Source organism: Maribacter aurantiacus (genome assembly GCF_005780245.1).
GTDB classification, from domain to species: Bacteria; Bacteroidota; Bacteroidia; order Flavobacteriales; family Flavobacteriaceae; genus Maribacter; species Maribacter flavus.
In genome coordinates this window covers 196884-210504 of record NZ_VBUK01000005.1, presented here as the reverse complement: position 1 = coordinate 210504, position 13621 = coordinate 196884, and the positions used below count along the sequence as shown (strand labels likewise).

Annotated in this window: 11 protein-coding genes; 7 read left to right on the top strand and 4 right to left on the bottom strand. The window is 41.0% G+C overall.

The genetic code is table 11. The features are described from left to right. The first annotated feature begins 186 nt into the window (after positions 1-186). From FEK29_RS10705 to FEK29_RS10675, 7 genes are all read left to right on the top strand, one after another. Positions 187-633: a hypothetical protein gene (locus FEK29_RS10705; protein ID WP_138258429.1), complete on the top strand. Its 447-nt coding sequence runs from the start codon at positions 187-189 to the stop codon at positions 631-633. Between the two features lie 11 nt (positions 634-644). After that, positions 645-1208 carry a hypothetical protein gene (locus FEK29_RS10700; protein WP_138258428.1) on the top strand — a complete coding sequence of 188 codons (564 nt, stop codon included), beginning with the start codon at positions 645-647 and terminating at the stop codon, positions 1206-1208. 332 nt (positions 1209-1540) lie between these two features. Then, the gene (locus FEK29_RS10695) at positions 1541-2659 is read left to right on the top strand and encodes a pyridoxal phosphate-dependent aminotransferase (RefSeq protein WP_138258427.1); all 1119 of its coding nucleotides are present in this window, start codon (positions 1541-1543) and stop codon (positions 2657-2659) included. A 117-nt stretch (positions 2660-2776) separates the two neighbouring features. Further along, positions 2777-3316, top strand: coding sequence for a nuclear transport factor 2 family protein (locus tag FEK29_RS10690; protein WP_138258426.1), 540 nt, complete (start codon positions 2777-2779; stop codon positions 3314-3316). Positions 3317-3430: 114 nt separating this feature from the next. Then, positions 3431-3859 carry a DUF6526 family protein gene (locus tag FEK29_RS10685; RefSeq protein ID WP_138258425.1) on the top strand — a complete coding sequence of 143 codons (429 nt, stop codon included), beginning with the start codon at positions 3431-3433 and terminating at the stop codon, positions 3857-3859. Between the two features lie 149 nt (positions 3860-4008). Continuing rightward, a complete protein-coding gene (locus FEK29_RS10680; RefSeq protein WP_138258424.1) occupies positions 4009-4488 on the top strand; it encodes a hypothetical protein in 480 nt (159 codons plus the stop codon). Between the two features lie 239 nt (positions 4489-4727). Beyond that, a complete protein-coding gene (locus FEK29_RS10675) occupies positions 4728-5660 on the top strand; it encodes a hypothetical protein (protein ID WP_138258423.1) in 933 nt (310 codons plus the stop codon). Positions 5661-5956: 296 nt separating this feature from the next. Here the strand turns inward: FEK29_RS10675 and FEK29_RS10670 are convergent, their stop codons facing one another. The 4 genes from FEK29_RS10670 to FEK29_RS10655 are packed head-to-tail and all read right to left on the bottom strand — an operon-like array spanning position 5957 to position 13461. Beyond that, complete coding sequence (locus FEK29_RS10670) at positions 5957-7492, bottom strand: YifB family Mg chelatase-like AAA ATPase (protein ID WP_138258422.1); 1536 nt, start codon at positions 7490-7492, stop codon at positions 5957-5959. A gap of 48 nt (positions 7493-7540) precedes the next feature. Further along, on the bottom strand, positions 7541-9328 hold the full coding sequence (locus FEK29_RS10665) for a hypothetical protein (RefSeq protein WP_138258421.1): 1788 nt from the start codon (positions 9326-9328) through the stop codon (positions 7541-7543). Between the two features lie 11 nt (positions 9329-9339). After that, the gene (locus FEK29_RS10660) at positions 9340-10656 is read right to left on the bottom strand and encodes a DUF4249 domain-containing protein (protein WP_138258420.1); all 1317 of its coding nucleotides are present in this window, start codon (positions 10654-10656) and stop codon (positions 9340-9342) included. Between the two features lie 3 nt (positions 10657-10659). Continuing rightward, positions 10660-13461 (bottom strand): TonB-dependent receptor, encoded by a 2802-nt coding sequence (locus FEK29_RS10655; RefSeq protein ID WP_240042730.1) that lies wholly within the window; start codon positions 13459-13461, stop codon positions 10660-10662. Between the last annotated feature and the right edge of the window lie 160 nt (positions 13462-13621).

Below are 13621 nucleotides of genomic sequence, written 5' to 3'. Positions count from 1 at the left end.
TTCAATTATCCTAAAAATCTCCCTTTCAAAAAATAGAAGTTCACAACAATTTTAACATTTCAAAATGCCGTTTATCTAAAAAAATGTCATTCGTCTAAAATCCGGAGGTCATACGTCGATACTTGATAATAAAGCCAAAATTTCGTTGTTATTACTATCCCAAACAAAATAAACTTAACCTACTTAATGACTTGCTTAGAATGTAACAAAGAGCTTGGATATCTTGACCATAAAAGTGCCATAGAGAGTGTGGGCGTGGAACTTTGCGCCCATCATCAAGAACTGATAAAGGTCTTGATCCAAAAGAACAACACGCCCTTGGAGGCCATTCAATTGTACTACGGACTTAAAGAGGCCGGTGTACAGGGAATGTTGGAATGGTGGGATGGAAAGAAATCCGTGGATATTGCCATTTCCCGTGTAAAATTGAATATTGAAATAGACTGCGGCTATGATAAATTGACGGAAGAACAGGCCATAAACAATTTGGAAGAGGCCATGCATTCCTTCAAGAACGGTTTTACCACCATACGCATACCGCATATTCTGGTTCGGTATTATTTGAACGAGACCATAAAGAACATTATAGGAATCATGGAAGGCCTAAAGGCAAACATAAAAGTTATCAACTAAAAACCTTCGTTATGAGCACATCCAACAAAACATTAAAAACGCCGCTCAGAGTGGCACTGGCCTGTTTGATCGTTGGAATGCTCACGCGAATCGTGCATTGGCCCTATGCCGGCGGTATCATTTTGGTCTCCTTTTTGGCCATCTTGGTACTTTATGGGATTCGGTTTTCGAGAAAGAATCCAAAAAAACCCGTCGACTTTATCAAAATGGTACTCGTACTTTTTTGGACGACCAATGGGCTGCTTCGGATCTTGGATTTCCCATATACCGGAATTTTCCAAATAGGTACGGCACTTTCCTTTATCCTATGGTTCGCGATGGAAGGAACGGCCTATTTTATGGACCACGATAGGAAATCGACCAATACCTTCGTAGAGATAGCTTGGAATTTTGCTATGGTCGTGGGCGTACTGACCATCATTGCCGGTGGTTTAATGCAGCTTTTAAATTGGGAATTCGCCATCCCCACCCTTACGACCGGACTCACCATCGTTACCTCCTATATTCTAAAGGATATCTTTAATTCTGAAAAGAAGGAGAAAAAGGACAACAACAACGAGGAATTTCAGTTGTAGCGGAAAACCTCTAAACAAATACTCTTTCATAAAAACCTTTTTTTAAGTTGCTTTGGAACTTGAAATGCTGGGCGATTGAAATTGTAAGTTAACCTTCATTAAACCCGGATTATGCATTGGAACTTCGTCGTGAGGGTTGAAAGGCCAATAAAATAAAGTGGTTTGGAAGAATCGGCGTAGCAGTGCTATTGTGATTCCGAAAACGGTAGCAAAGCGCTTATTTGCCGGCATTTCAAGCTGCAATAGATTTTCTAATGAATAATCTGGGTAAAATATCCTCGATTAACGAGTAACCCCATCTTTTTGTACCTTTTAGGAAAAATCCAAAAGGTATGAACCACATAGACCGAAGAAACTGGCTAAAGACCTTTGCCCTTGGCGGAGGACTAACTATGTTGGGCGGTGCCAACGCCCTGGCATTCACAAACCCTGCAAACAGACCTAGCATTGCAACGTTGGATGTTGCCAAGCTGAACAGCAACGAAAACCCCTTTGGCCCTTCCCCAAAAGTAAGGAAGGCCATAACCGCTGCTTTTGATAACGCTTGTAGGTATCCCTCCATGGTCTTTAGGCCACTATTGGAAAAAATTGCGGAGACCGAAGGTGTTTCCACGGACCATATAGTTGTAACGGGGGGTTCTACGGAAGGACTCAAGGCCGTGGGTCTTACCTACGGACTCAACGGAGGGGAACTTATCGCTGCAGATCCAACCTTCCAGTCCATGATGACCTATGCCGAAAACTTTGGTGCCTATGTACACCGGGTTCCTGTGGACGAGAACATGCAGCACGATTTAAAGGAGATGGAAAACCGGGTCAATGGCAAAACCCGACTCATTTTTATCTGTAATCCCAACAATCCTACCGGGACCCTTTTGGACAAAAACGACCTAAAATCCTTTTGCGAGCGTACCAGTGATACCGCCATGGTCTTTAGCGATGAGGCCTATTACGATTTTATCACGGAACCAGATTACCCTTCTATGGTGGAACTAGTGAAGCAAGGCAAGAACGTCATCGTTTCCAAGACCTTTTCCAAGGTTTACGGACTTGCGGGGATGCGAATCGGCTACTTGGTAGCGCGCCCGGATATTGCGAAACGATTGCAAAATAGTGTGATGGCCATGACCAATGTGTTGGCCATTGAGGCGGCCAAGCATGCCTTGGACGACGATGAATTTTACAAATTTAGCGTGGCGAAAAACATGGAGGGCAAGCAGGCCATTTATAAAACCTTGGACGATTTGGAATTGCCCTACATAAAATCCCACACCAATTTTGTCTTCTTTAAAACCGGTAGGCCCATCCGAGACATGATGGCCGCCATGGAAAAGGAAAACGTCTTGATTGGTAGGCCCTTCCCTCCCTTCAATGAATGGGCACGTATCAGTACCGGCACCATGGAGGATATGAAGGCTTTTGATAAAGGGCTTAAGAGGGTGATGGGTTAAATTTCAATGTTTCTTGCATTTGAAGTTTCCTTCTTTTTAGAACTGAATGTGGCCACTAGATACAAATTGGCGGTAGCTGGGGGAACTGGAAATAGATAAAATAAATAAACCATACATATGAAGAAAAATCAACTATTTCTTAGCCTAGTGCTTATGATAAGTGTCGCCACCACTCATGCAAATAGCACTGACCATACTTTGGTGGGTACGATGAGAATTTCCAACGATTCACTAAGAATTGCGGAATTGGACACCTTTTGGGCCGAGGTTTCCAGAACGGTCGGGGAGGGTGACTTTGAAGGTTATAAAGCCACGTATCATGAGGATGCAGTTGTTGTATTTACTACTGGCGAAAACAAATCATCCATAGCTATTACCAAAGCGCTTTCAAATTGGAAGCAAGGTTTCATTGACACCAAGGCTGGAAAAACACAGAATACGGTGGAATTCCGTTTTTCACAGCGTGTGGGTGACGAAAACACGGCGCATGAAACAGGAATTTTTGGTTTCCAATCCAATGATGGTAGTTCAAAAACAGCTCCAAAACAATTCGTGCACTTTGAAGCCCTACTCGTTAAAAAGGATAATGGTTGGCTCATGGTCATGGAGTATCAAAAATCCAAGGCCACCGAAGAAGAATGGGCATTATTGGAATAATGCCCCAGATGGCGCTTAACACTATTTAATGCTCGATGGAAGAACCAACACTAGTTACAAAAACGCACGAGCTTGGTTACTAAAACTATGAACATCCTTAAATCAAACTAAAAAATGAAAGAACAGAATTTTAAAAATCATGCTAAACTTGTAAAAGGGTTCCATGGACTCTTGTTTCTTTCGATACTAGCCTTATTATTTGGGGCTATAAGCAATCTTATTCACACCAGTAGGGACAACCTCTATGTAGCATCATTAGTAGTACTTATCGCTGTTATATTTTTAGTTATGGCATGGTATGTACGCAGTTTTCCCTTAAAAACACAGGATAGGGCCATAAAAGCTGAAGAAAATTTGAGGTATTATGTACTAACGGGCAAATTATTCCCTAAAGAACTGACAGTATCCCAAATTATAGCGTTGCGTTTTGCGAGCGATGCCGAGTTTGTACCCTTTGTAGAAAAAGCTTTAAAGGAAAACTTGACCAACAAAGAAATTAAAAGGCTCATAAAAAATTGGAGGGCAGATAATTACAGGGTTTAAACGGTGCATATCATCCTATAGAAACCAAGCTGTTATTTGAATAGCGTATGCCACTTACTGTTGACGGCACGAGCAGAAAGATGCTCGCGCTAGTTGGGGCAACAAAATATTGTTTTGATAATTATATTGAACAGTCATATTTTAGACAAATGAAAAAATATTTGATTTTTATTTTTGCAATTTTAATAAATGGTTGCTCAAAGGATTCCAATCAGTTAGGTTTATATAACTTCGAAAGTATAATAGGCAAATGGTACTTGGCAAGCTCCTATCAAACTTCAGATTCTAAAGGAAAGAAAAATATAACACAATTAGGAATTTTAAGGTATTGCCCGAGTGGTTCTACTCATATTTATGATTACACAGAAAATGGTGAGCAAGGTTTTTTCATAGGATGGATGCCGGGCGAATGTGAATTTGACAGTGATAGTAAATCCTTGGTAGCAAAGGTTGAAGTTGACAATAGAGAAATCAATTTTCAATCTATTACTAATCAATATTTTGCACCTCAAAATACTTATTTAACTAGTCAATATATAATTAGCATTTCAGATACTGAAATGATTCTTCGATATCCCAGAGAAGGGACAAATCTGTATATATTCGCTATATGGGAAAAAGTCGATTAAAAATTTTTAGATAACCCCATAGCACAGTATACTATGTTTGGTATAGCGCCCGTGTATTACTAAATATACTATGGAGAATATGAAGACTTTTGATAAAGGGCTAAAGCGGGTGATGGGGTGATTTCAATTTAAGCTTGCATTATTCAAATTATTAAAGATAAATTAAACCACTAATTGCAAACTATCGGTAGCGAGAGAAAAGTTTTGGATTCATTTAGCGGCAAATACAACATGGATAAATGAAAGATATCCCTTGGCTAAAAATCATAATTACTCTTATATCAATTTCCGTAGCTCTACTTGAAATATGGGATTTCAAGAAAAAAGAAGCTAAAAATTGGAAAAAAATTCGCAAATCCAGAAAATTCTGGATAATTCTTTTATTTCTTCCACTGATACTTCTAACTATTTGGGACACCACTAGTGATTCAATACAACAAGCAGAATTAGAAAAAAAAAGGGACAGTCTAATTACAGTAGATAGTTTAAGAGCTGCCAAAATAATTGAAAACCTTAATACTGCTGTTGAATCAATTGGCTCCACCAAAAGTGAAATTCTGAAAATTGACAGCTTAATTGGTGGTATAAATGACAGTATTAATATTCAAATTGGTTTACTAAATAGAGCAGTTGAAAAATCAAAAGAACTTGTTGATTTGGAAAAACAAAAACTAGTTAAAGATTCGCCAAATTTAGGGGTCCTGGGGAATAGTTTTAAGCTAACTAAAGATGTTAAAGGTGATGGTTATAATGTTTCATTTACATTCACAAACTATGGGGGACGTGTAGCTAACAATGTTAGATATAAATGCCTAATATTGGTATCAGATGAAAATATGTTAAGGAGGAATGTTTTTTTATCGCCAAGGGGAAATACATGGAAAAAATCCATGTCTATACCCGAAAACAATCAGGTATATAATTCCATAGAAGCTAAATTTCAGGTTGAGAAAGAACAAATTAAATCATACGACGATTTGTACTTTGTAATTAGGTTTAAGTATACCGATGACATCCTTAGAAAGGATTTTGATTTTAATCTTTTCTACACACCAAGAAATTATCACTACGGTGTTGAAAACTTTTTCAATTGTGACCCTAGAGAAGAAAGAATCATTAAATACCCTTTATTAGAACTCGGTTTGGAGCAATATTTAGTTGGAAATAACTAAGTTCCATATAGCTCAAAAATTTTTCTATACCATTCTTTCCCATCCCAGTTGGCTCGAGTTTTAGAACTCGTGAATACCCGATCGCGCGGAAATGTTTTCCGTGCTGTTCATTCTCAACTTGGCTTGGCGGTAGGTGAAGCAATGAGGAATCTCTTAGGCTTTCAACAGATGCTTCGCTGCGCTCAGCATGACAAAAGAAACATTCCACTTCAAACTCTGAACTCTAAATTCTGAACTCTAAACTTGAAACCAGAAACTTGAAACCAGAAACTTGAAACTAAAAACTTAGAAAAAAATCACCCCAACCAACCTTCACGGTCCAAACTCCTATATTGAATGGCTTCACTGATATGGTTTCCGTTGATATCGGTGGCATTATCCAAGTCGGCAATAGTTCGGGCTACTTTTAAGATGCGGTCATAGGCACGGGCGGATAGATTGAGTCGCTCCATGGCATTTTTCAACAAGGATTTTGAAGCATCATCCAATTTGCAGAATTCCCGTATCTGTTTCGTGTTCATCTGCGCATTGTAATGCACGTTTTCCAGTTTTTGGAATCGGGCGGTTTGGAGTTCCCTGGCCTTGGTCACCCGTTTGCGAATTTCCACACTACTCTCGCCTTTGCGGTCCTCGGAAAGTTTTTCAAAGGGAACCGGCGTCACTTCGATATGGATATCGATTCGGTCCAACAAAGGACCGGAAATCTTGCTCAGATAGCGTTGCATTTCTGCGGGTGAAGAAGTTACGGGTGCATCGGGGTCGTTGAAATACCCACCGGGGCTTGGGTTCATACTGGCTACCAACATAAAACTACTGGGATAGGTTACCGTGAATTTCGCCCGGGAAATAGTCACTTCCCTGTCCTCCAACGGCTGACGCATCACCTCCAACACCCCGCGTTTGAATTCCGGCAGTTCGTCCAAAAACAGTACCCCGTTGTGCGAAAGCGAAATCTCCCCAGGCTGTGGATAGGCTCCGCCTCCTACCAAGGCCACATCTGAAATCGTGTGGTGCGGACTCCTGAACGGTCGTTGGCTCATGAGTCCCAAATTCTTAATCTTGCCCACTACGCTATGGATTTTAGTCGTTTCCAAGGCTTCGTGCAAAGTCATGGGCGGTAGAATGGAGGGCAAACGTTTGGCGAGCATCGTCTTTCCCGCACCCGGAGGCCCTATCAAAATAATATTGTGTCCGCCCGCAGCGGCAATTTCCATACAGCGTTTGATACTTTCCTGACCCTTGACATCGGAAAAATCGAATTCCGGAAAATCCAGACTCTTGTAAAACTCCTCCCGCGTATCGATGATGGTCTGTTCAAGCGGTGTGCCTTTATCAAAAAAGTCGATGACCTGTTTGATATTCTCAACGCCAAAAACTTTTAGATTCCCAACAATGGCGGCCTCCTTGGCATTTTCGGCCGGGAGGATAAAACCCTCAAAACCCTCTTCCTGGGCCTTTATGGCAATGGGTAAGGCCCCTTTTATGGGCTGCAAACTGCCATCCAGAGAAAGCTCGCCCATAATGATATATTTCTCAATAGCTTCGGATTGTATTTGACCCGATGCGGCCAAAATCCCCAAGGCCAAGGTAAGGTCGTAAGCAGAGCCTTCCTTGCGCAAATCGGCCGGGGCCATATTGATGGTAATCTTTTTTCCGGGAATTTTATAGCCATTGTTTTGAAGTGCGGCAGCAATCCTGTAGTTGCTTTCCTTGATGGCATTATCGGGAAGGCCCACAAGATGGTAGCCAATTCCCTTGTCAATATTTACTTCAACGGTAATGGTAGTGGCCTCCACGCCAAAAACGGCACTGCCATAAACTTTGGTTAGCATTTAATCTTCGTTTGGGCTAAAAATAAAAGATTTTGCCGAATATATCCCTTATTGGCTGGTTTTCATAACAGTTACCTCTTTGACTACCGTTATTGGTTTGCCATAGGTAGTAAATCCATTCAATATTACTTCAAAAACGCCCTCGACATCCGACGCGAAAAACTCAAAATTATAGTTGCTAGCCTCGACTTTTACATGTGGTTCCCATAAAAGCAGTCCTCTATAATCCGGAATTCGCGAGAAATCGGCGGTCTCATTATCATAATCCTGTTTGAAATAATTTTTCTTGGCAACGGGAAGTTTCAAAGGAATCGCCACGGAATTTCCATAGGTATGTTCTTCAAGATAATCCCCTTCAAAGGTTTCAATGGACATCATTCCTTGGTATTGCTTTCCTCCCAAGACAAACTGGTCGCGAACTAGGCTTATTTTTTGGATTTTACGTGCATCATAGGACTTTATTTTTTCGTGATTGGGTATAAAGACACCATCTATAAGTACTATGGCAGGAAAACTATTTAACTCTTCGTTATAGGTCTCGAAATCCTGTGATATTTTGATATAATCGGGATCTTTGCCCCCCGACCTGTACCCGGCAAACTGGACGACTTCTACCAAGGTTTCCCCAAACGTTGGAAATCTAGTGAATTCGTCCAAGAAAACTTCCTCAGGGAGTCCACCATCAAAAGGGTCGATGGGGTCACTCGCTATAATGGAATCGGGTTTTGCGGTAAAGAACTGATTCTCCAATTGATTTAATACGCTTCTTTCCTTGATATACGGCGCATAGGAATCTGACAACGTAAACTTGGAAAAAGTAATATTTGAAAGATCTAAATTGGCTACCTCACCCTTTATTATGGAATACAGCTTATTTTCCTCCTCAATTTGTGCCAAGGCCATTGGATTCGTATATTTTTTGTTCAAATAGGTATAAAAGTTGCCTTGTGCATCGGTTTGGGCAAATTTCAAAATAAACTCTTTTCCGGGAATAGAAATGATTACAGGAATATCCTTAACCGGCAGTTTTGTTTCATTATCCTGAACGGAACCAAAGAATAGCTCTCCCCGTTGCTCCGGCAAAAAAATGGAATCACCTACTCGCTGTTTTATTTGTTTATCTGCATTGAAGAAATCCTTGGCGTATTGCGTGGCGTTTAAATAAGGTTTAACGGGTTTCTCCTCCTTCTTTTTGACTTTTAAGGTATAAATGCCATAACCGGAAGGTCCTTTGTAGTTGTTTACCGATAAACGAACTTTTTCACGTGTTCCGTAGATTTCTTTTTCTAGCCGGACCGACACTGTAGCGGAATCCATTTGTCCAGATGGAAAATTTTCAGTTCTTAAATTGGCTGTACTAGTTTCCTCGCTTGAACCAGTCAATATGGCTGATTGATCGGTCAAGTAAGGGTTGATAATGATGATATCATCCGTATATATCTGATCAAAACCACCATTTCGCATCCATTGGGTATAGGCCAACAACTTGTATCGTCCGGATGGAATGTCCGTACTTACAAAAAAATCACCTTGAGCAAGTCCTTTATCCAAATTTAGTTTGTGTTCGAATATTTGTTCTTTTTCCTCATTAACCAATACTACATAACCTACCCGACTGATGTTCGATGGATTGTTGTTTTGGGCATTGAAGCAATAAAAGGCATAAAACAAATACTCCCCTGAGAATACCAAGGGGCCTGTATGATCCACATAAGCCTTTTCTTGAGGAAGCTGTTGCAGACTTAAAAGCTCGCTGCCGTCCTTAATAACATACTGCGCCGAAACGCCAAAGCAACAGCAGGCCAGAATTAAATTCAAAAAAAGTATTTTTCGCATGGTTGTTTATTTTAATCGATCCAAAAATCCGGTTTTACATTGCTTCCCAAAACCGTACAATCACCACAGATCCTAGGAACATAAATGTATTCACTGGGACATGGACCTATATCTTCCGTATTAGGACCTGCATAACTGATAAGCCCTAAATTCACTTGTTCTATAATCGATTGGGGACACGGATTGGGGCCCTGCGGCCCTGTATAGCAATAGGATACATGCGATTCATTGGTGGATTGCTCCAAACAGTTAAAAACATAGGGAGGCAGATCCCTGTCTGGGAAAAAGTCCATATAATCAAAAAAGATTCTTTCCTTGGATACCGAAACCACATCGAAAAAACCGATGACCCTATCCCGGTCTCCATTTGCCGAAGTGATGTTCCCCTCGATAAAACCGGGCTGTACCTGGGAAAAAACATTTCCGGACTGACTGAAGTTCCTCAGTTTTTCATAAAACCCGAAGGACTCGCTACCCGTGACCATCTGGGTCACCTCGATACTGTATCGGTGCGAGATCATAAAATCGTCCTGATCTAGGAACCGGATCATGTACCTGTTAAAACCGGTACTATTCACTGTATTGTTTTCAGCAAGTATGATACTATTGGAAACCTGGTTCCCATAGCAGACCTGCTGTTCTGTCTCACGAGGCACTATTTCAAGTTCATAGGTGGGTACGGGAAGTGCGCAGGGGTCATAATTGGAAAGTTTAAAATCGCTTTCGTCCCAAAAAGGGGCAACGATTTTATAGGTCTCATCATAACTGAACCGTAGATTGTTGACAGATCCCGAACCCTGGCCGTTGTCAATAAAAATCCCGATTCCCTCTTCACCATCATTGTTGGTCATCCGCTCCGCATATAACTGGTCGACGTCCAAGAAACCTTCAATGACCATAGGTTCAGAAGTATACGTTTTCCCATCGGCAGTCAAAATATTCAAGGTATAGCTCTGGCCCTCTACTGCTGCAAAAGGTTCTACAGATTCATATATGCCCGGACTTATTTCATCGAAATTGTATGCGGTGCCTATAGCGTTCTCTACCGATACGCGGGCGTTCCGCTCATATTTCACTAAATCCCTATCAATGTCCCTCACTGGTGTAAAAGGATTAAAAGTAGAATCTATCTGGGTATCCAATATGGTGTCCATCCTACTTAGGTTAACCCGATGATTCTTAAACTCATTCGTAATCGTCGCTTCGACCACCAAAATGTCCAGTACTCCTGCATTGTTTTCAAGGCCCAGGTCCACTTCTTCAGTACAGCATACCGTCAAAAGACCTACGAAAACCAAAAAAATGTAAAAACGTTTGCTCTTAATCATTGGTTAAAACTTAAAATTATAGGTAATAGATGGTATGGGGATAGCAAATATGGAACTTTGCAACGCCTTTACCTCACCATTTTCCGTCACAAAGAATACCGAATAGGGATTGTTCCTTCCCAAGACATTATATACCGATATGGTTACAAAACTATGGGCGAGTTTGTTTTTCTTGTGGTTCCCTTCGATATTCAACCCTAAATCCAACCTATAAAAGTCAGGAATACGGAATTCGTTTCTGTCACTAAAGGCCACAAAATCGGCATTGTTAAAACGAAAGGTGCCAATGGGATAAGTAACCGGCCGTCCTGTTTGGTATACAAAGTTGGCCGATATGCTATACCTTCTGGTGATACGATAATTGGTGATAACACTTACATCATGAGGCCTATCAAAATTGGACGGGAAAAATTCGCCGTTATTGATTCGTTCCTCACTGAATTCACTATCAAAACGATACAATGATCTGGAATAGGTATAACTAAGCCACCCATTTAGATTACCCCGATTCTTCTTTGCCAAAAATTCCACTCCGTACGCTTTGCCTTCCCCTTGCAGTACTTCGGTCTCCACGTTCTCGTTCAGAAACAGGTCGGCCCCCGTCTTAAAGTCCAGCACATTGTCCATTCCCTTGTAATATCCCTCCAAGCTCAATTCATATTCATTTTCCTTAAAGTTCTTGTAAAGGCCCAATGAGGCTTGATACCCTGTTTGGGGAGAAATATTCAAATCAGAAAGCTTCCAAGTATCTATGGGGGACACAGTGGTATTGTTAGAAAGCGTATGTAGGAACTGATACGAATTATTAAAGCTGGCCTTAATGGAAAAATCAGGTGTAAAAAGATACCTTGCCGAAACCCGGGCCTCAGGTCCACCGTAGGTTTTTATTATTTCCGCCCCATCATAGATTAGGGTCTCCTGTACGGTGGATTCATTTTTAGGGAGTCCTTCTTGATAGCGCTGCTGGGTTCCCGGACCCAAAGCGGCAAAAAAGGCATACCTCACCCCTACATCCAATAAAAACTTTTCACTTAATTTGAATTCATCCCCCAAAAACAGCGCCCCTTCCAAAGCTTGTTCCTTATCAATTCTTATTGTGCTAATATTTGATTCATTCCCGTCCGGGCGAATACTTCCAGGGTTGACCGAATAATATTTTGCCGAAATACCATAATCCAGTGTATTCCTTTCATTCAGTAGGGTCCTAAACTTATATTTGAACTCTGTTTCATTAATACTATAATCCAGGTTAAAATCCGTGTTTGCCTGTCCGTCAAAATCGATTCCAAAACCATAATTACTATTGCCCAGCACCATGGCCGTTGTCGTCCTCTCGCCCATTTTTCTGTCCCATCTCAACGAAAACAACCTATTATCATAATTGTAAAGTGAGTCCGAAGTAATACTAAAGGCGTCCCGACTATAATATGCCGTTGCCTTTACCTCGTTATTGTCATTGATATTGTGGTGATATTTTAGAATGCCGTCAAAAAAACTGGCATTGCTATTATTCAAGGAAGGTTCGTCCAAAGAGCGTAAAATCCAATCGGCATAGGCACCTCGTCCCCCAACCACAAGGGAGGATTTTTCCTTAACTATGGGAATCTCAAGAGCCAGATTACCGGTAACCGGACCTATGGATCCTTCTCCTGCCAATTTCTCCACATTTCCGTTTTTGGTCCGTATGTCAAAAACCGAGGATAAACGACCACCATATTCTACGGGCATTGCACCTTTGTAAATGTTGACGCCTTTTGTAGTGAATGGATTCAATGCTTGAAAAATTCCGAAAAAATGTTGCGGATTGTAGATGACCGCATCATCTAAAAGTACCAGGTTTTGGTCCGTTTTACCGCCGCGCACGTTTAACCCGGTTGCTCCCTCACCCGCGGAAGAAATACCGGGAAGAGCCTTAGCAACCTGTAAAATATCGCGTTCTCCCAATACCAAGGGTATATTTTTGGAAGCCTCGGAATCTATTTGCTCACTTCCGGTATCGGCATCTTCAACGTTCCTTGCCGCGTCTGCCTGCACTACTACTTCATCCAATTGTTGCAGTCCCTCCTCCAACATCAAATCCAAATTACCGTCATTGTACATGATTACTTCACGTTCCGTAGAAGCTATACCCATGGCCCTAACGACCAAAACATTATATCCCGAGGACAATTGGATCGAAAAATTGCCATCCCCATCCGTTATGACAAAACCATCTCCATTCTTAACACGGATGGTCAAATCAGGAACAGCTTCACCACTTACAACGTTTATAGCTTTTCCAGATAAGGTGTACTCCGGCCGCAGGTTGTTGGGGTCCGACTTTCCAATCCGCACAAGGGGATATCTTTTGGCGGTTGGCCGTACCTCTTCATTGTAAAAAGTTGGAGGCGGGGCATTTGACCTTTGCCCAATTGAACTGTCCGCTTCTTCTTTTGTTGGATCCTTAAAAAATCCATCGGGCAATTCATCATAAATAATGGCATTTTTGATGATGAATATCCGTTTTTCATCCTCTTTTATGTAATAGTTATAACTAGTAGAAGCCAAGACCTCGTTTAAAACCTCATCCAATTCCCTTGAAGAAACATTGAGGGTTACCTTTTCTTGATCCATTCCTTCTTCCAAAAAATAAAACTTATAATCCGTCTTGGATTCCAAATCCAAAAAGACATCCTTGAGCGATGTGTTTGTATAATTTCCAGAAACCAAAGATGTTTCTTGCCCAAAGGCACAAAAACAAAGTCCCATTAAAAGAAAGGAAAAATAAAGCGAGGATGGCAATCTATAGTACGAAAGTAAGGTCATTTGATGGGATTGGTTTTCTTAAAAATAAGGGAAATTTATTTGTAATACCGCCAACACCTGAATTTCCGAACGGAAAATCACATAATAATAATTTAATACCCTCAAAAATTTACTTTTAAGAGTTGGACAACACCCAAATCCAAAATTTCGTATTTTTAAA

Bases quoted from the DNA above. Each gene is read 5' to 3' on its own strand.
- FEK29_RS10660 (WP_138258420.1), bottom strand. From the start codon at position 10,656: ATGATTAAGAGCAAACGTTTTTACATTTTTTTGGTTTTCGTAGGTCTT.
- FEK29_RS10705 (WP_138258429.1), top strand. From the start codon at position 187: ATGACTTGCTTAGAATGTAACAAAGAGCTTGGATATCTTGACCATAAA.
- FEK29_RS10675 (WP_138258423.1), top strand. From the start codon at position 4,728: ATGAAAGATATCCCTTGGCTAAAAATCATAATTACTCTTATATCAATT.
- FEK29_RS10690 (WP_138258426.1), top strand. From the start codon at position 2,777: ATGAAGAAAAATCAACTATTTCTTAGCCTAGTGCTTATGATAAGTGTC.
- FEK29_RS10685 (WP_138258425.1), top strand. From the start codon at position 3,431: ATGAAAGAACAGAATTTTAAAAATCATGCTAAACTTGTAAAAGGGTTC.
- FEK29_RS10665 (WP_138258421.1), bottom strand. From the start codon at position 9,328: ATGCGAAAAATACTTTTTTTGAATTTAATTCTGGCCTGCTGTTGCTTT.
- FEK29_RS10680 (WP_138258424.1), top strand. From the start codon at position 4,009: ATGAAAAAATATTTGATTTTTATTTTTGCAATTTTAATAAATGGTTGC.
- FEK29_RS10700 (WP_138258428.1), top strand. From the start codon at position 645: ATGAGCACATCCAACAAAACATTAAAAACGCCGCTCAGAGTGGCACTG.
- FEK29_RS10670 (WP_138258422.1), bottom strand. From the start codon at position 7,492: ATGCTAACCAAAGTTTATGGCAGTGCCGTTTTTGGCGTGGAGGCCACT.
- FEK29_RS10695 (WP_138258427.1), top strand. From the start codon at position 1,541: ATGAACCACATAGACCGAAGAAACTGGCTAAAGACCTTTGCCCTTGGC.
- FEK29_RS10655 (WP_240042730.1), bottom strand. From the start codon at position 13,461: ATGACCTTACTTTCGTACTATAGATTGCCATCCTCGCTTTATTTTTCC.